Annotated in this window: 13 protein-coding genes; 6 read left to right on the top strand and 7 right to left on the bottom strand. The window is 60.7% G+C overall.

The features are described 5' to 3' along the window. Nucleotides 1-46: 46 nt before the first annotated feature. A complete protein-coding gene (locus tag ACESUZ_RS06605) occupies nucleotides 47-1,153 on the bottom strand; it encodes an ATP-binding protein (RefSeq protein ID WP_117848350.1) in 1,107 nt (368 codons plus the stop codon). A 462-nt stretch (nucleotides 1,154-1,615) separates the two neighbouring features. Between ACESUZ_RS06605 and ACESUZ_RS06600 the strand changes: the two genes are divergently transcribed. From ACESUZ_RS06600 to ACESUZ_RS06585, 4 genes are all read left to right on the top strand, one after another. Then, entirely contained in the window at nucleotides 1,616-3,046 is a 1,431-nt protein-coding gene (locus ACESUZ_RS06600) for a 6-phospho-beta-glucosidase (RefSeq protein WP_373199149.1), read from the top strand. A gap of 142 nt (nucleotides 3,047-3,188) precedes the next feature. Continuing rightward, the gene (locus tag ACESUZ_RS06595; protein WP_373199147.1) at nucleotides 3,189-5,072 is read left to right on the top strand and encodes a histidine kinase N-terminal 7TM domain-containing protein; all 1,884 of its coding nucleotides are present in this window, start codon (nucleotides 3,189-3,191) and stop codon (nucleotides 5,070-5,072) included. Beyond that, nucleotides 5,069-6,568 (top strand): sensor histidine kinase, encoded by a 1,500-nt coding sequence (locus tag ACESUZ_RS06590; RefSeq protein WP_373199146.1) that lies wholly within the window; start codon nucleotides 5,069-5,071, stop codon nucleotides 6,566-6,568. The genes ACESUZ_RS06595 and ACESUZ_RS06590 overlap by 4 nt, the downstream gene beginning before the upstream one ends. Further along, the gene (locus ACESUZ_RS06585) at nucleotides 6,565-7,185 is read left to right on the top strand and encodes a response regulator transcription factor (RefSeq protein ID WP_006236292.1); all 621 of its coding nucleotides are present in this window, start codon (nucleotides 6,565-6,567) and stop codon (nucleotides 7,183-7,185) included. Before ACESUZ_RS06590 ends, ACESUZ_RS06585 begins: the two co-directional genes overlap by 4 nt. Before the next feature lie 110 nt (nucleotides 7,186-7,295). Here ACESUZ_RS06585 and ACESUZ_RS06580 read toward each other — a convergent pair whose 3' ends face one another. The 4 genes from ACESUZ_RS06580 to ACESUZ_RS06565 all read right to left on the bottom strand — a co-directional run bounded on the left by ACESUZ_RS06580 (nucleotide 7,296) and on the right by ACESUZ_RS06565 (nucleotide 11,593). Beyond that, nucleotides 7,296-8,138 carry a hypothetical protein gene (locus tag ACESUZ_RS06580; RefSeq protein ID WP_373199144.1) on the bottom strand — a complete coding sequence of 281 codons (843 nt, stop codon included), beginning with the start codon at nucleotides 8,136-8,138 and terminating at the stop codon, nucleotides 7,296-7,298. Nucleotides 8,139-8,218: 80 nt separating this feature from the next. Then, on the bottom strand, nucleotides 8,219-9,460 hold the full coding sequence (locus ACESUZ_RS06575) for an SPFH domain-containing protein (protein WP_373199142.1): 1,242 nt from the start codon (nucleotides 9,458-9,460) through the stop codon (nucleotides 8,219-8,221). 48 nt (nucleotides 9,461-9,508) lie between these two features. Further along, entirely contained in the window at nucleotides 9,509-10,831 is a 1,323-nt protein-coding gene (locus tag ACESUZ_RS06570; RefSeq protein WP_373199140.1) for a hypothetical protein, read from the bottom strand. Nucleotides 10,832-10,855: 24 nt separating this feature from the next. Further along, a complete protein-coding gene (locus ACESUZ_RS06565) occupies nucleotides 10,856-11,593 on the bottom strand; it encodes a DUF4428 domain-containing protein (protein ID WP_373199138.1) in 738 nt (245 codons plus the stop codon). A gap of 444 nt (nucleotides 11,594-12,037) precedes the next feature. On the opposite strand from ACESUZ_RS06565, the gene ACESUZ_RS06560 reads away from it, so the two are divergent. After that, complete coding sequence (locus ACESUZ_RS06560) at nucleotides 12,038-13,498, top strand: helix-turn-helix transcriptional regulator (RefSeq protein WP_373199136.1); 1,461 nt, start codon at nucleotides 12,038-12,040, stop codon at nucleotides 13,496-13,498. Between the two features lie 181 nt (nucleotides 13,499-13,679). On the opposite strand, the gene mgtA is transcribed toward ACESUZ_RS06560, so the two are convergent. Then, a complete protein-coding gene (mgtA, locus tag ACESUZ_RS06555) occupies nucleotides 13,680-16,448 on the bottom strand; it encodes a magnesium-translocating P-type ATPase (RefSeq protein ID WP_373199134.1) in 2,769 nt (922 codons plus the stop codon). Nucleotides 16,449-16,885: 437 nt separating this feature from the next. On the opposite strand from mgtA, the gene pyrE reads away from it, so the two are divergent. Beyond that, a complete protein-coding gene (gene pyrE / locus ACESUZ_RS06550) occupies nucleotides 16,886-17,566 on the top strand; it encodes an orotate phosphoribosyltransferase (protein ID WP_089573524.1) in 681 nt (226 codons plus the stop codon). A gap of 424 nt (nucleotides 17,567-17,990) precedes the next feature. Here pyrE and ACESUZ_RS06545 read toward each other — a convergent pair. Next, nucleotides 17,991-18,669: transposase (locus tag ACESUZ_RS06545; protein WP_373199132.1), on the bottom strand; the 679-nt coding region annotated here is incomplete at its 5' end.

Genomic DNA, 18,669 nt, shown 5'->3' with positions numbered 1-18,669 from the left:
GGGCCCAAGCCGCCACAAAGGTGCCTGTCCCCTTTGTGGTGGCTGCCTAGAGTTGGCTGCGCAGATAGTCAGCCATATATGGAACGGCGAAACGCACGTAACCGCGGCGCGCCTGTTCGATTACGCCGGCGTCGATGAGGCGCCGGCGATACTTTTGCGCATAGTCGGGTGTGACTGACATACGTTTCGCTACATCGGAAATGCGCGAAACGGCGTCTTCGTCATCAGTCATTGCGTCGAGAAACGCGACGTCTTGGTCCGATAGCGCGGCGAGCGTCGTTTCACAAACATCGTTTTCGAAATCGGCTTTTGACGCTTCGATAGCTCCGTCGACTTGCTCTGGCGTTACGTGTTCTCCTGTCTTGCAGCGATTGCCGATGTTATAGCCGATGAGCTGCAGCATATAGGGCGAGCCTTGGGTTGCGCGAGCGGCACGGAGGCGAAGATCGCCTGGAATATCAAGGTCGAGCTCTTCGAAAGCCCGCTGATAATAGGCATCGACATCTCCGACTGAAAGCGGTTCGAGCGTGACCTTGCGAGCGCGGTTGAGAAATGTCAGCACGCGGTCATTGAGCGTTGCACAGACGGCTCCCGGGAGACCTGCCATAACAAGCGCGACGTTGAGTCCCTCACCGACCAGCTCTTGATAGGCGGTGACGAGCTGTCTAATCTCAGGTGAATTAGCTTGGAGCTCATCGATAAGGATGAGGATGCCGTGCCCCTGCTCGGTCAGCTTGCGCGCCAGCTGCGTGAGTTTGAACTGGAAACTCTTGGTCTCCTGCACATCGCGTGTGAACTCGAGACCGGCTGAGAAGCCGAAGACGCTCAAGCTACCGCCAGAAAGTTTGGGGAGATGACGCTTGCTGACATAAGGCTCGCCTGCTTCTTGGATTTTTTCAACAATGCGCTCAAGCATATCTTCGGAGGCTACGGTGGGTGTGGCGACAACAAAACCGAGCTTGCGTGCGCGGTCGGCAAGTTCCCACAGAAGAACCGTCTTGCCGCTGCCTCGCTGGCCGAGCATGAGCATGGCTCGGTCTCGATTGCCCGGCTCCTGCTCAAGACCGGAGATGAATGTCGAAATCACGTTCCCGCGACCCACCAGATAGGACGGGCGATTTCCAAATGAGGGGGAGAAGATGGTTTCAGTCATAAGTCTCCTTTCCTTTTTTTCCTATTTTTTCCTTTCTTTCCTATTCAGTCAAATGAATTGCTGAGCGAAGGCGGTTACGTAGGCCTCGTCGGCAAAACCTCGACATCGCCTGCGACTAGAATCTTCTGTCTCGATCTGTAACATCTAGCGGGCTAAATCGTCTCTACCTGTTACAGATTTAGACAAACTGCAGGGGCTGCCCGAAAGATCTCGATCTGTAACACCGGGCCCGGTTTTGACGGCCTAGCCGTTACAGATCGAGACAAACCGCCCCCAACCACCACAAAGGTGCCTGTCCCCTTTGTGGTGGATTGGGCGGGCGGGTATCAAAAAGTGTCAGACGGGGCGGCTGCTGGGCCGCCGTGTGCGAAAAGAAGTATCGGCCCGTGCCGTTGCCGTTGAGCGACGCGTTGTTTGCAGGGATACTGAGCCTATGACAACAGCGTGCGAAGGGATTGATACATGGCTTTCCGCAATGACTTCCTGTGGGGCGGCGCGACAGCTGCCAACCAGTGCGAGGGCGCCTATAACGTGGACGGCCGCGGCCTTGCCAACGTGGACGTGGCTCCGCACGGCCCCGAGCGCTATGCGGTGGTCTCCGGCCAGCGTAAAATGCTCGACTTCGAGGACGGCTATTACTATCCCGCGCAGACCAGCATCGATTTCTATCACCATTACAAGGAGGACATCGCCCTCTTTGCCGAGATGGGCTTTAAGACCTTCCGCATGAGCCTGGCGTGGACCCGCATCTTCCCCAACGGCGACGAGACCGAGCCCAACGAGGCTGGCCTGGCCTTCTACGAGGACGTGTTCCGCGAGTGTCAGGCGCACGGCATCGAGCCACTCGTGACCATCACGCACTTCGACTGCCCGATTCACCTCATCAAGGAGTACGGCGGCTGGCGCAACCGCAAGCTCATCGACTTCTACAAGAACCTCGCGACCACGATCTTCACCCGCTACAAGGGCCTGGTGAAGTACTGGCTTACCTTCAACGAGATCAATATGATTCTGCACCTGCCGTTTATGGGTGCCGGTCTGGTCTTTGAGGAAGGCGAGAACAAGGAGGCCGTCGAGTACCTGGCCGCCCACAACGAGCTCGTCGCCAGCGCTTGGGCAACCAAGATTGCCCACGAGATCGACCCCGAGGTCAAGATCGGCTGCATGCTCGCCGCAGGTAGCTACTACCCCTACAGCTGCCGCCCGGGCGATGTGCGCCAGGCGCAGCTCGACAATCAGGACAACTACTTCTTCGTCGACGTTCAGAGCCGTGGCTACTGCCCGGCCTATGCCGTCAAGAAGCTCGAGCGTCTAGGCATCGATGTGGGCATGACGGACGAGGACCGCGAGATCCTGGCCACTAACACCGTCGACTTCATCAGCTTTAGCTATTACAGCACCCGTTGCTCCGCCGGTGCCAATAACCCCGATGTCGAGCGCACCCAGGGTAACGCCTTCGCCGGCGCCAAGAACCCCTACCTGCAGGAGAGCCAGTGGGGCTGGGCCATCGATCCACTGGGCTTCCGCATTACGCTCAACGACCTGTACGACCGTTATCAGAAGCCGCTGTTTGTGGTTGAGAACGGCCTGGGCGCCAAGGATGTTGTCGAGGAGGATGGTTCCATCAACGACGACTACCGTATCGACTACCTGCGCCAGCATATCGCCGCGATGCGCGATGCGGTGACCGAGGACGGCGTTGACCTGCTGGGCTACACCACCTGGGGCCCGATCGACCTGGTATCCGCCGGTACGGGCGAGATGTCCAAGCGCTACGGCTTTATCTATGTGGATCGCGACGACGCCGGCAACGGTACCCTCAAGCGTTCCAAAAAGAAGAGCTTCGACTGGTACAAGAAAGTTATTGCTTCTAATGGTGAGGACCTTTCCTAAGGAAGCTGAGACACTCAACTTCAGAGTCTCCTAACCAAGGCGCCCGGCGAGTAGTTAATGCTCGCCGGGCGCCTTGCCGTCTGCGGATTTTGGGACATGCGGCCCGCTTTTTCGACCCATCTGTCGGTACACTAAAAGCACTATGGGTACCCGCGAGCGACATATCGGCAACGCGGCCGCCCGATCCGCACCCGTGGCGGATCCCAGGGGCGGCAGGCTCTTCGCCATGCCGCGATTCCTTGTTGGCATAACACATCAGGTGTACCGCCACCGCGTCTTTGCTATCGCCGGTGTCATCACCGCGATGTTCCTCATGCTTTTGGCAGTCTTGCCGGCGCTGTTCGCCTTCGACCCCAAACTTTCTAACGCCGTGCCCGCCTATAGCGAGGTGTCCGAAGAGGTCGTGGATGCGCTCGTCCATTCGAGCTCTCTGCCGTTGCTTGTTGCCGCAATTGCATTTTCGATCTGGGGCGTATCGGTCTATCTGCGCTGTTTGGACTATGTGCTGCGCCGCCGCCTTGTTGCCGTCGCCACCATCTGCGCCCTGTGGATGATCGAAGTCATTCTCAAGTACAAGTCGTTCACGCCGTTCTATGCCACCGTGCTGTGGTACCTGTACTACGTGCCCATGACGCTCATTCCGCTGCTCTACCAGTTGTGTGGTTTGCGCCTTGCGGGCCTGGAGCAACACCGCCTGGGTCGCCGCTACTGTGCTGCGCTGTGGATTGTGGCTATCCTGCTTATCGGATTTGTTCTCACCAACGATTTTCACCAGCAGGTCTTCCACTTTGACCGTACAAGCGACACCTGGAGCAACGATTACACGTACGGCTGGGGTTATTTCGCCGTCCTCGTGTGGACGGCCTTTAACTTTGTGGCCTTTTTTATCCTGGTGGGCCGGTCCTCGTCCTTTCGCATCCAACGTTTCTCGGGCACGGCGGCGCTCGTGCTGCTGGGCGGCGCGTTCTTTGCCATCTCATATGCGTTGCGCGTGCCCTGGGCATGGAGGCTCAACTTTTCGCTCATCTATTGCGTCTTGTGCGTGGTGGCGATGGAAATCTGTCTCGATTGCGGTGTCATTCCGTCATATCACGACATCGCCGGCATCTTCGACACCTTGCCGCTTGACCTCAAAGTTCTAACGCGCGACCTGCAGGAGGTCTATGCCACGCCGGTGTCAAAGCCAATGCCGGCGGGCGTGTGCGAAGAGCTGCGAGCCCAGGAACACGGGCATGCCCATGCCTTTGCCGTGAAGTCCAATCCCGATGTGATGTACCGTGCCTTTCCACTGCTGGGCGGATCGGCCCTGCTTGCCCAAGACGTGTCGGATCTCAACGAGCTTAACCGTGAACTGGCACATCGTCGTATGGAGCTGCAGCGTCAAAATGAGCTGCTCGCCGCCGACTACGACCTTAAGACGCACCTGGCAGACCAAGAGGCCGAGACCTTGCTGGTCCAAGACGTGGACCAGGCGCTTGCCCGCGCGCTCGAAGGGATGTACGACCTGCTGAGCTCGCTGCCGCCGTTGACCGATGAATCGTCTTCGCACGAACGTTACCGCATGCTGCAGCGCGCCAAGATGCTCGTCGCCTATTGCAAGCGCAAGGGGTCGCTCACGTTGGCACAGCACGGGGAGAGCGGTTTTGATCGCGACCGCATTCAGCTCATTGCCAACGAGCTCGCAAGCGACCTGCGCACCATCGATATCGATTGCGCCTCGATTATCGCCATACGGCGCCCGATGCACGCCAGTACGGTAAGCGCCCTGTACGACTGCGTGTATGACTTTGCGTTTTTTGCCTACACCACCGACCATCCGGCGCTTATGTATCACTTGGGCGACCATGACCGATGCAGTGTCGAGCTACGCGCCACGCTTTTTTCCAACGATGATGCAGATCTTTCGCAGACGCCCGCTGCGCAAGAGCTCGATAGCGCTCTGCAAGGGCGCAACGTGGCATACCGCCTTGAGGGCGAGCCCGGCCAGATGCGCATGATCGTCTTGATGCCGAGGGCGGGTGAGTGACGATGCAGATTTCGCTCATTCTTCCCCAAATCGTTGCGCTCGATGTTGTCTTTGCCCTGGCTGCGTGTCTGCAGACTATCCACGTCCCGCTCATCGCATCGCGCCGCTCGTCCTATAACCGTAAGGTGATTTGTGCCTACGAGGCGAGCCTTGTGCTTCACCTAGTTATTTCGGCGCTCATCTTGTTCGCGTCGTCTGGCTCATATCTGGTGGCGCCGCTTGACGTTTGCGCCAGGGCAATGGGCGGAGCGTTGTGGCTCAATGCCGTGATCTTTGCCTACGGCGTGGTGCTTATGGTGCGCTATCGTCGCCCCGTCATGCTGGTCGAGCTGCTGCTTGTTGTCACCGTTACACCGCCGGCGGTTTTTGCCATGGGCTCGGCGTGGACCGTTGTCCTTATCGCAGAGGGAGCGTTCTTCCTGTTCCGTTCCATCGCGGCGCTCTTGATGGATGTCCGCAACCGCCAGGAGGATATCACCATGTTCTCGACGATCGAGACCATCAACGTGATTCCCGTGGGCATCCTGTATCTGGACCCGAGGGGCCGTCCGCTGCTCATGAACCGCTGCATGCGCAAAAACCTGGTGGAGCTTCATATGCCCACCGACCTAGGCGATATGAGCGGTACATGGAACGGCCTGCGCAAACTCAGCATGCAAATGCCCGAAAGCAGCCAGAACCGTGTGCGGATTAATCTGGACCGCTTTGGTGAGGCGCGGGCGGTGGTCGAGGTTTCTCCCGCCGAGATTCGCTTGTTTGTGCACGATGACGTTGTGGTTTCGGGCCGCCTCTTTGAGCGCATTATCGGCCTGGATGTAACAGAGTATGCGCATGCTCATGATCGCCTAGCGCAAGCCAACCACCTGCTTGAGCTTGCGGGCCAAGAGCTCCAAGCCCAGATCGAAGAAGTCAAAAAAGTTGCTGACAATGCGGCCTATCTGCGTATGCGCGCTCGCGTGCACGACGTGATCGGGCAGCGCCTGTCCATCCTCCATCGTTATCTGGAGGAGGGGCGCCTGGATGACGAGTCGCTCGAGCAGATCGACCCGCTGCTGCGCTCAATTGCCGCCGATTTGCGCAGTGGCGGTGCCAGCGAGCCTGCAGAGCAGCTGGGTGATATCGTCCATGCTTTTGGCCTGGTGAGTGTGCAGATCGATGTTGAGGGTGCGCTGCCTGAGGACGCGCGTGTCGCCGCCGCATTTTTGCAGATTATCCGTGAGGCCTCGACCAATGCCACCAAGCATGCACAGGCCCATCGGGTCCATGTGCGCCTGTGGCGGGAGACGTCGGAAGACAGCGCTGTTGCGCGGATGACCGTTTCTAACGACGGCGCGCCTGCACCCGTATCGTATCGCGAGGGAACGGGTATCCCAGGTATGAGGCATGTCGCGCAAGATCTGGGCGGCTGCCTGGAAATCCATGCCGCCCCGCCCTTTACGCTTGCGGTGTCCATCCCGCTCAACGCCAGCGCCACAGCTCAAAGGAGAAGCTCATGATCCGCGTCCTTATAGTCGAAGACCAGGCCATCCTGCGCGAGAGCCTGGCGCGTTCCGTTGGCGACCAGCCCGATATGACCGTTGTTTCCGCCATTGCCGATGCTTCCGAGGCCTTGGGTGTCGCGCTCAAGGAGCGCCCGGACATGATACTGATGGACGTATGCACCGAGCATGATTCCAACGGCATCGTGGCGGCGGCGCGCATTAAAGAACAACTGCCCGAGTGCCGCGTCATTATCATGACCGGCATGCCCGAGATCACCTTTGTCGATCAGGCCCGCGAGGCGGGCGTCGATAGCTTTGTGTACAAGAACGTCGGTATCGACGAGTTGTTCGCCGTGATGCGCTCCACGCTGGCGGGCTATTGCACGTTTCCCAAGCCGCCCGAGAGTATTTTTTCGGGTACGGCGGCCCTCGACGATGTCGAGCTGTCGATCTTGCGCCTTGCCTGCGAGGGTAAAAGCCGCCGCGAGATCGCGGCCGAGCTGTTTATGAGCGAGGGCACCATCAAACGCCGCATCTCGGAGATTCTCAATAAGACCGGCTACGACAACATCATGCGCTTGGCCGTGCGCGCAGTAACGGAGGGCAGCATCGTTCCCAACATGGAGCGCTAGCACTCGTTACGCATCGGCATAAAGCGGCGGGGCCGCAGGATCAACTCCTGCGGCCCCGTCTGGCATGTGCGCGGATGTGTCCGCCAATCCGCGGCTGTCGGTGTCTGCCGTTACGCGATGGTTGCGGTGTAAGAGGCGACGTCCTCGTAGGAATCGGTCAGGTAGGCGTCGATGCCGATGGTCGTATTGACGAGGTCGTCAAGGCTGTCAAGCTCGCCGTTCGAGAACGTGAATTCCTCGGTGGCGTTGGTGCCGGGCATCAGGTGAGCCGAGAACCAGGGTTCCTTCATGGTGCCGTTGACGTTGGTCTTGCCGGAAGGAGCGTAGAAGGTCAGGTCCTTGTCGCTCTTGTTGGTGATGTTGACGACAAAGCCGATGTCGCCCCAGTCGTCCTTGAACTTCTCGGTGATGGTGATGGTGCACAGGTCGTCATCGGCGACGGTGACGGCGGGGGAGATTTCGATGCTCTGGACGTCGTCGTCTTCGACGGCCTCATCGATCTCTTCTTCCTTCTCGGCGTTCTCGCGATCCTTCTTCACCGTACCGGACAGATCCTTGTCGGACTTCGTAAAGATAAGCTTGTCGCCGTCCACCTCCAGGACGAGCTTGTCGTCCTTGAGCTTCAGGTCGTGCGACTCATCTTCGGCGGTAATCGTTACGGTGGTGGCGTCCTTGGCCTCCCATTTCAGGTCGGCGACCTCAAGGAACATGTCGAGGACGCCCGTGCCGTCTTCGTCGAGGATCAGGATACAGTTGAGGCCCCACTCCTTGAGCATATCCATGTACTCATCGGTGAGCTCTTCGCCGTCCAAGGTTCCACCCGAGTACTGCCAGCTGCCGACGAAGTTGGCCTTGGGGTCTTTGCCGCCGCCGCTGCAGCCCGTCAGGGCAAAGGCGAGCGCCAAGATACATGTCAGGAATGCGAGCGCGGACTTTTTGAACGTTGTCTTCATGGTGTCCTCCTTTATCGAACGAAACCCATAGAAGCAAATGCGGGGGTGGCGGATCCCCCGCCAATTACCAGATAGAGGGGTTAGGGCCTGGGCGTTCCGCAGTTGCTGCAGAACTTGCCGCCGTTTTCGCTGCCGCAGTTGGGGCAGAACCACTTGGCCGGTGCCGGGGCGGGTGCGGGGCTGCCGCACTCGGAGCAGAACTTGCCGGTGTTGGTGGCGCCGCAGCTGCAGGTCCATGCGCCGGCCACAGGTGCGGCAGCGGGTGCCGGTGCGGGGGCGGGAGCCGGAGACGGCTGCGGGGCAGCCTGCTGCTGTGCCTGGCCGGCGGCAAACAGCTGGCTAGCGTTCATGCCGCCCATGCCACCTGCCATGCCCATGCCCATAAAGCCTGCCATCGCGCCGTTGGGGTTGGCCGCTGCCGCGCGCATCGCGTCGCTCTGGGCGCTGGCGATGTTGGCGGCTGCCATGGTGGGATCGCGCATGACTGCGGCCTTCTGCAGGTCCTTGATCATCTGCTCGTCTTCTTGCGAGGCGGCGATGGAGTTGACGCCAAAGCTCACGATCTCGACGCCACGTAGGTCGCGCCAGTCGGCCGAGAGGACCTCGTTGAGCGCGCGGGCGAGTTCGGTGGTGTGGCCGGGAATAGCGCTGTAGCGAATGCCCATTTCCGAGATCTTGGCAAAAGCGGGCTGCAGAGCGGTGAGCAGCTCGGACTTAAGCTGGCTGTCGATCTTATCGCGCGTGTAGCTATCGGTCACGTTGCCGCACACGTTGGTGTAGAACAGCAGCGGGTTGGTGATACGGTACGAATACTCGCCGTTGCAGCGAACGGAGATGTCGACGTCCAGGCCAATGTTGTTATCGACCACGCGGAAAGGCACGGGCGAGGCGGTGCCGTACTTGTTACCGACGATCTCCTTGGTGTTGATGAAGTAGACGCGCTGGTCCTTGCCTGCGTCGCCGCCAAAGGTAAAGCGGCTGCCGATATTGGCGAACGTCTCCTTGATGGAGTCGCCCAGGTTGCCGCTAAAGACGCTCGGCTCGCTGCCGGTGTCAAAGACAAACTCGCCAGGCTCCAGCGCGACCTCGATGATCTTGCCGTTTTGCACCACGAGCATGCCCTGGCCGTCGTTGACGGCGATGACGGAGCCGTTGGAAATAACGTTGTCCTCGCCGCGCGTGTTGGAACTGCGACCGCCGGTGCGCTTGCTGCCCTTGCAGGCCAAGACGTCAGCGGGCATCGATTCGCAATAGATAAATTCCTTCCACTGGTCGGCCATGACGCCGCCGGCAGCGCCCAATCCAGCTTTCAAGAGTCCCATGGTGATCTTCCTTTCTCGTCAAAGGCCGGGTGGTATTGGTCAGAATGGCTAATCGTCCTTGTTGTCCTTCATGACAACGGTGGTCTCGGTGTGGCTGAAGGTGTCGTGCTTCTCGGTCAGGTCGAGCTCGCCGCAGTAGCAATCGGCGTGGGTGGCCTCGTTGGCCGTCTTGAGCTGGCCCACCAGCAGCACGTCTGCGATGATCACGATGATTAGCGGCGCGACGATGTTGATGAGGATACCCTCGATATCAAAGGTGAGGTAATCCGGATTGAAGGCGTTCTCTCCCATAAAGAGGATCTGGGAGAGGACAAACCCGATCACAAAGAACAGCACCGAGGCGATGGCGAGCTTGGGCTTGGAGCAGGGGAGCTCGCCGACCATGCGACCGGTCTGGCCGTTCATGGCAAACAGGTAACTCTTGCCGTTCCACGAGGTGGAGAGCATCCACACGGGGAACAGGGCATAGTCGCTGTCTTCCCAGGTGTAGTCGAGCTGCTTGCTTTCGACCGTGGCGTCGTCGTACTCGTCGACGACGGTCTCGCGCAGGGCCGAGATCGTGCTCTCCTCCATGCGGCGCTCGGCGCGCGCCTTGCAGGTTTCGCAATCCTCGTCATAGCGGTTGGCGATGTAGCCGGGCATATAGGCGACCGAGAACGGGCGCAGCGCGTCGTAGTCAAACGGCTCGATGGCGTCCATGTGGCCGTCGGGCATCTTGGACGATCCGTCGACGGGCACGCGCTTAAACGAGATGTTTCCCTTGCGGTAGGCATCGTAGTGGTCGGTGGTCGTGACGGTGCGGTCGGATTCCTCGGTTACGGTCTCGTTGGTCGCATCAAAGCACACCTCGCCGTCCACGCGGGCGCCGTAAAGCCAAAACGGCACGTAAACGCCTTGGACTTCGTCGATATGGTTGCCGGTGACAAAGCTCTTGGGCAGCAGGATTTTGCCCTTGTAGTGGTCTTTGAGCGCGGCCATGACATCGTCGCGCCCGAGCTTAAACGGAATCACCAGGTCGGGTGAGAAGTCGCCCGAGAGCTGGCCGGGTGCCACGGCGGAGTTGCCGCAGTACGGGCAGGTGGTGACGGCGACGGTGCCGTCGGACACGAGCTCGGCGCCGCACGACGAGCAGATGTAGCCAGCGTTTTGGGCGAGCTCCTGCACCGCGTCGTCGGCGACGGGCTTGGGCGTTGCGGCTGCTGCATCGGCTTTGGCATCTGCCTTGTCCTGGCGCTCGCGATAGAGGGCCTCGACTTCTTCGACTTCAAAACGAGAATCGCAGTAGTCACAGACGAGCTTTTGCTCGGTACTGGCAAAGTGAAGGGGGCCGCCACACGCAGGGCACTGATAGTTAACGCTCTCGAAGGCCATGATCGGTCCTTTCGCTGCCGGGGGCTATGCGCCGATGGCGCCGCCGCAGTATTCGCAGCGCCCACTGGCATCGGGAATGGTGGTGGCTCCGCAGAAGAGGCAGGTCACCGCGGTCTTGGGAGCCTTGGCGGCCACGACGCTGTCGCGCGTCTCCTGGCGCAGCTGCACCAGGGCGTCGCGGACCTCGGTTGCCTGGCGCTTGGCCTCGCGGTATTCGATGGAGCCGCGCTGATCGATGGTGGAGTCGTTCACGCGCAGGTTGATCTCGGTGAAGTACGGCGTGTTGACGTGGATGGTCAGATTAAAGTCGTAATCCAGGTCGTAGCGCGGCGGGTTGTAGCTCTCGCGCTCGCCGTCCTTGGTCTCGCGATAGATCTCGGTGCGATGCTCGTCGATATCCATATCGCAGCCGAGTACCTGCGAGAACTCGATGATGTCGGGATTGGCGTCGCGCCAGCGGCTCTGCGAAGTGATGATCAGCAGGCCCGCGTCCTCATCGAGCATAATATTGGTGCGCCCGGCAGAAAGCGTGCGCGTGGGGTTGAACGAAGACAGGCGCTCGGCGTTGGCCTCGCGGTAGGCGAGTTGCTCACGGATATCGTCCGCGGTGCTGGAGCGATAGCCGTGAAAGTAGGGGGAGAGCTTGCCGGCGCACTCTTTGCACAGGTAGCCTTCATTGATTTTTGTCTTACCTAGAAGTCCCAGCTCGGTACCGCAAATCGCGCACTCTTTCTTCTCGAACATCTTGTCAAAGAAGCCCATGGCTGCCTCCCATCAACTGGTAGCGTGTGTCACTTTTGATGATGGGGGAGTGCGCGATCCTTCGCGATACCCAGACGGCTCAAGGAGTCTCCACAACTGGGACACATGGCCCATTTTTTGATTGGACGCCGGGGACACTCTTCGGCCACTCATTGGGGACGTACTTAAATGAGTGGTAGTTGGGGACACTCCTGGCCGAGCTAGAGATCGCGCGCGTCCCTTCTGGTCCATGCGGCTCAAAATCGCGGCGTGATGTGGACGGCTGGGGTCGAATTGGCAACATTTCGAGCCTGGCTTCGATATTGAGACTGGTTCTTTATTAAAATAGATTTCCAGACAATTGAGCGGCTGGGGGTTAACCATGAGGGGCATGGGAGACACAAACGCATATTTGCGTCGGGGCATTCGGGAGATTATATGCCTGGCGCTGTTCTTCTTCACGTTTTGGCGTGCGAGTATCTTTTTGATGTGCGCATGGCCGAGTTCGTGTCTCCGAACGAGGTCGTTATTTATGAGAGCCTTGTCATCGGCGCGAGCGTGATTGGCTTTTTTGTGCGTCCCATTCTGTACTATCGCCGTCCCCATGTTATCGACGCAACGAGTGACGTCACGGGCGTTTTGCTGGTGGCGGCATTGCTGCTGTTGATTATGGCGGTTCAGGTTGAGGTGGTAATTGCCGGCGGTTTGGTGGCGTGCTGCGCGCTGGGCTACTGCGGATCGACTGCTCATGCAAATTTTGCGAGGCGCTTTGCGCGAACGCCCTGCTTGGCGCGCGCCGCCGCACTTTCTTACGCCATGGGCGTTCTGGTGCAGGTTCTCAACCACATGGTGATGCCTGTCGGCATTCCTCAGCAGGCTGTTCTGGTCGTCTGTGCGATCGCGCAGGTGGCGTTGCTCCACGGTGCCCGACGCGCCAAGCTGCGCGACGAGTCCGATCCCAACTTTGAACCCAGTGCTGCCGGGCTTTCGGTAGATGCTCTGGAATATGGCGCCAAGTGGCATGACGATCCCGAGGCAAAGGCGGCATTCCGTCGCGCCGTAGTTCGCCTGACCGTGGCGACGGCGTATCTTTCCAGCGTATTCGCCGCTCTCAACGCGGGCTTCACGACCCTGCATGCTGTCGGAGCCGTCGATTTGGGCGATTGGCCGCGCCTGCTGCTTGTCGTGAGCTCGTTGGTCGCTGGCGCACTATTTGACCTGCACGGCCGCTCGTATATGAATATCGGCATGACGTGTGCCGCCATACTGTCCACGCTTTCGTTCTTTGTGCTCATCGTCGATGGCAATGGCGGCAACGAGCTTGCTGCCACGATCATCTTTTATCTGGGCTCGGGCTTTTTCGTGGTGTTCTTTACCACAAAATATGCCGCCGTCTCGCTCTATGCGCGCTGGTCATATTTTTGGCCGTGCATGGGTCGCGTCGTCAACAACGTGTGCTCGATGTTCGTGACGGCGCCGGCAGTGGCGATTATCTCGAGTCAAAATGTGCTGGCTGCGGTCGGTGCGGCGCTCGTGATGTTTGTGGGCATTGCGATTACGCTGCTGGGGCAGTTGGGGCAACGAGCCGATGATGCCGTGATGCAGGATGGCCTGCCGCTTGCCACCGACGATCTTGGTGGGGATCTTGCGCCCACATGCTCCGACCCCGAGCCCGTGGAGGCAGCGGAGCTCACGTCCGATGAACGCCTCGATGCCTTCGTCGCCACCTTTGGGCTTACAGAGCGCGAGCGCGATATTCTTGAGGCCTTGGTCGTTTCGGACCAGAGCGTTCAGGACATCGCCACGACGCTCTTCCTCTCGCGCTCCACGCTCTACCGTCACATTTCCTCAATCAACAAAAAGACCGTCACCGCCTCGCGCGTGGCCCTTATCAACTTCTACTGGTCCTGGACGCCTCAAGACTAGCTAATCCCCCAATAAGTTGCGGTGGAATAGTCCCTAAATTAAAGTCACGGGGCTTTAAACAGGAACTATTTCACCGCAACTGCTGGGGGGATAGACTGCGGCGGCGGCAGAGGCAACGGCAGCGGCGTTGGCAGCTGTGGTAGTGGCAACGGCAGCTGGCAGGGTGTTTTCCGTCTACTTGCTACAGCAGCTCGCCGTGGCGGGCAATGTAGCGGCGCTTTGCCAGCTGGGTGAGCGCGATATAGGCGGTAACGATGCCAATGAGCAGCCCAAAAAAGCTCGTGGGCAGCGGCATGAGGCCCAGTGCATCGGCGATGGGGCTTGCCGGCAGCCAGGTGACGAGCGCCAGGCCCAGCACGGTAAGAACGCACAATGCGGGCGCGGCGTGGTCGCGCGGGCTCGGCAGATGCGGGGAGCGCAGCATGTGGACCACGAGTGTCTGCGACCACATGGACTCGACAAACCAGCCGCTCTGGAAGAGCGCAGCAAAGGTCGCCATACCCGCGACGTCGCCCGCGGCGGCAAGCTCGGACCAGCTTGCGTCCACGGCGGCGGGGCACACGACAAAGAAGAGCGCGGCGAAGGTCACGATGTCAAACAGCGAGCTCACGGGGCCCAGCTCGAGCATAAAGCCCTTGATGGACGCGGCGTCCCAGGCACGCGGGCGGGCAGTCCAGGCGTCATCGACGGTGTCCCACGGCAGTGCGATGCACACGATCTCGTAGACCAGCGACAGCAGTACCAGCTGCAGGGCGCTCATGGGCAAAAACGGCAAGAACAGGCTCGCGACGGTCACGGACAGCACGTTGCCAAAGTTGGAGCTCACCGTGGTCTTGAGGTACCTGAGCAGGTTGCCGTAAGTGCGGCGGCCTTCGATGATGCCGCGCTCGAGCACGCCCAGGTCCTTCTGAAGCAAGATGATATCGGCGGATTCCTTGGCAATATCGACGGCCGAATCGACCGAGATGCCGCAATCGCTCGCACGCATGGCGGCGGCGTCGTTGATGCCGTCGCCCATAAAGCCCACGGTGTGGTCGAGCATCTCGCGCATGACACGTACCAGGCGCGCCTTCTGCAGCGGCGAGAGCTTGGCGAAGAGGTGGGTTTTCTCGGCGCGCTCGGCAAGTTCGGCGTCATCGAGCGTATCGATCTCGGAGCCGAGCAAGACGTTGCTCGCATCGATACCAATCTGCTCGCAGACGGTGGCGGCGACGCGGTCGTTGTCGCCGGTTAGGACCTTGACCGCCACGCCCTTGGCCTCGAGGGTGGCGACGGCGCCCGCGGCACTTGCTTTGGGCGGATCGAGGAAGGCCAAAAAGCCCATCAGCACCATGTCGCACTCGTCGGCGATGCCAAACTCGCCCACGCAGCGCGGATTGGTCTTCTGCGCCACGGCAATTACGCGTAGGCCCTCGGCGTTAAGTCCGGCGATCTGCTTGCGAATCTGGGCGAGCTTCTCGTCGGTGAGCGGCTGAGCGATGCCATCGATCTCGACAAAGGAGCAGATCTCGAGCATTTCCTCGGCAGCGCCCTTGGTAACCATCTGGGTTTTGCCTTGGGCGTCGGCGACAACTACGCTCAGGCGACGGCGCGAGAAATCGAAGGGAACCTCGTCGACCTTGGTGTAGCGGTCGCGCAGGCTCTGGCCCAGCATGGAATCGGGTGCGACGGTCGAGGGTGTCACATCGGCACGGTCGATTACGGCCAGGTCGATAAGATTTTTGAGGCCGGTCTGGAAGAAGCTGTTCAAAAACGCATGGCGCAGCACGCGCGCGTCCTCGCTGCCATCGGTGTTGAGGTAGCGCTCGAGCACGATGCGGTCTTCGGTGAGGGTGCCGGTCTTGTCGCAGCACAGGACGTCCATCGCTCCGAGGTTTTGAATCGCCGGCAGCTCCTTGACGATAACCTGGCGACGGGCGAGGTCCTTGGCGCCCTGCGACAGGCTCGTGGTCACGATGACGGGAAGCATCTGCGGCGTGATGCCCACGGCCACGCTCGTGGCGAACAGCAGCGCGTCGATGACGTTGCCCTTGGTGGCGGCGTTGATGGCAAAGACGGCCGGCGCCATAACGAGCATCAGGCGCACCAGCAGCATGGAGACGCTCGAGACGCCGCGGTCAAACGCGCTTTTTTCGCCGCGCCCGTTGAGCATCTTGGCGATGCCGCCCAGGTAGGTGTCCGAGCCGGTGGCAACGACAAGCGCCATGGCGGCGCCGTTTTGCACGGAGGTGCCGGTAAAGACGATGTTCTTGCAGGCAGAGAGTGGCAGTGCGGAGCCGTCGGCGCCCTCGACGACGGTGGTGGCGGTGGTCTTCTCGACGGCCCCGCTCTCGCCGGTGAGTGCGGACTCGATCACAAACAGGTCGCGCGCGGTGATGATGCGGGCGTCTGCTGGCACCATATCGCCGGCAGAGAGACGGATTACATCGCCGGGGACGAGCTCGTCGAAGGGGATCTCGATGCGCTCGCCGTCGCGCAGGGCGGTGCAAGTGTTGGAGACCAGGTCCTTGAGGGCCTCGGCCGCATTGCCGCTGCGGGCTTCCTGGATAAACTTCATGCCGCCCGATACCAGCAGCATGGTGCCGATGACGATGACCGTGGAGGGGTCGCGCTGCGGTTCGGGCACGGCGAGCACGTCGATGTAGAGCGAGACCAGTGCGAGCGCGGCGAGGATGCCGGCGAAGGGATCGATGAACGCGTCGGCGATGCGGCGGGCGAGCGTTTTGGTCGTTGCCTCGATGGTGTTGGGGCCGGCGGCGTTCAGGCGCTCAGTTGCCTGCTCGACGGTGAGGCCGTTTGCCGTGGCGTCAAGCAGTACGAGGGCGTCCTCGGCACTATGGGTGGCGGCGAATATGGTGTTCTTGGACAGGCCGGTATGAGCGGCAGGGCGCGCCGTGCGGCGGCGCTTGGAGATGGCTTCGAGTACCGTGACGGTTTTGAGCATCAGCATAGGGTCCTCCTTGTTGAGGGGAGTTAGCGTACGTGTCGTATTTGCTTCAAAAAACCTAGATGTCGCTCACGTCAAGCTCTTGAGCCCACAAAGGGTGCAGCGCGCCTTTGCGGTGGTTTTGGCGATCTGCCGGTGGCGTTTATGCGTGTGCGGAGTCCTCGCGGCGTGCCGAGGGCGACATGCAGGTTTTTCGACTAGGACTGCCTTCCATGGCACACCTCCTAAAGGCTGAGCGCAGCGCGCTTTGGGTATCTCGTACCCCTTTTTAATCCGCCCGTATTCTTGATGAGGGGGTTTGACATGTCAACCCCATTGTTCGGAAAACCATTCCCCCTGACAAAGCCTTTACAGAATGCCGTGGCCCCAAAGCGCGCCCGCATCTACGCTTCGCCTGCGCTAAACTGGAAGGCACGTACGCGATTACGAGAGGAGCCCGCATGGAGGCTTACAAGCAAGAGTTCATCAAGTTTATGGTCGAGTCCGACGTCCTTAAGTTCGGCAGCTTTACGCTCAAGAGCGGCCGTCAGTCCCCGTTCTTTATGAACGCCGGCGCTTACGTGACGGGCTATCAGCTCAAGAAGCTGGGCGAGTATTACGCCCAAGCCATCCACGATAACTTTGGCGACGACTTTGATGTGCTGTTTGGACCGGCCTACAAGGGTATTCCGCTGGCCGTCGTGACCGCAATTGCCTACCACGAGCTGTACGGCAAGGAGGTCAAGTACTGCTGCGACCGCAAGGAGGCCAAGGACCACGGTGCCGACAAGGGTAACCTGCTGGGCTATGAGCCCCAGGACGGCGACCGCGTGGTCATGGTCGAGGACGTCACCACCAGCGGTAAGTCCATCGACGAGACCTATCCCAAGGTCAAGGCTGCTGCCGATGTCGAGATCAAGGGCCTGATCGTGTCCCTCAACCGCATGGAGGTCGGCAAGGGCGGTGTGACCACCGCCCAGAAGGAGATCGAGGCCAAGTACGGCTTCCCCGTCGCGAGCATCGTCTCCATGGCCGAGGTCGTCGAGACCCTCTATAACCACGAGATCGACGGCAAGGTTGTCATCGACGACGAGCTCAAGGCCGCCATCGATGCCTACTACGAGCAGTACGGAGCACGTTAGTTACGGCGTTTTACCAAACGCCGTAACTGCTCGACGCTGCGCGGGCCGCATTTGGACAATCTGACGTTCAACTTCAAGGGCGCGACCAGAAGGTCAGCGCCCTTTTGTTTCACGTCACCTTGTCACAAATGCGACCCGCTCGCTCATATGACCCAATCCGCTGTCAAGAGCCGCAATGGCCCCGCCGACCGCTTGCAATCGGTCGGCGGGGCCTGCCGTTGAACCCGTCCCGGTCCGCCCCCGGCATGTCATCGACGCCTTCGGCTCAGTCTCATATCCGCGGATACCGCTCCGGCGGCCCGCAATCCTCTCCTTCGGCGGGGGTTCCCCAAGTCTGTCGACGCGAATGCGGCGACCGCCGCGCGCACAGCGAGAACGGGGGTATCCCCGAAGGCTGCCCGGCTCGCCGGGACGGGGGCTATGTCTATTCGCCGGCCTCCCGGCACATCATGCCGAGGGCCCACAGCCACCTCACGAGCTCGGCGGCGGTGGCGGCGTTCGCCTTCGCCTGGGGCATGCCCCTGGCGAGCATCTCCTCGCGTCGCCGGAGCAGGCGCTCGGACCCCTTCCTCCCGTGCATCCTCACCTCGAGCGGGACTCCGGAGCCCTTGGGCATCAGCTTGGGCTGGTGCCCGGCCTGGGCGTAGCGCCAGGACCCCTCGACCGCCAGCCTCCTCACGAGCGCGTTGCCCGCACCGCTGATTCCGCCGAGTCGCACGGAGTCGCCACTCGACCTCTGACTCGGCGCGAGGCCGAAATAGGCCGTGACCTGCCTTCCGGAACGGAACCTCGAGAAGTCGCCGACCTCGGACGCGAAGGCGGCGGCGAGCACGAACCCGCACCCCTTGATGGACTGGAGCGCCTCGACCTCGGCCGAGAGGGGGCCCGCCGCGACGGCGGCCCTGTATTCGGCGAGGACGGCCTCCCTCGTCTCGTCGGCCGCCTCGACCTCGTTCCTCAGCGCCGCGAGCGCCCGGATGCCGCCGTCGTCGGCGGGGCGTATGCCGTCGAGCCACCTGAGGAAGCCGTACGTCCAGTACCTCCGGGGGTTGCCGGCCGGCGTCGTGCCTCCGTAGACGTAGCCGCGGCGGGCCAGGAACGCC

The sequence above is a fragment of the Collinsella aerofaciens ATCC 25986 genome, from assembly GCF_964239575.1.
Taxonomy (GTDB): domain Bacteria; phylum Actinomycetota; class Coriobacteriia; order Coriobacteriales; family Coriobacteriaceae; genus Collinsella; species Collinsella aerofaciens_BQ.
Note: the sequence above shows the minus strand (reverse complement) of the source record. Positions and strands in the feature narration are given on the sequence as shown.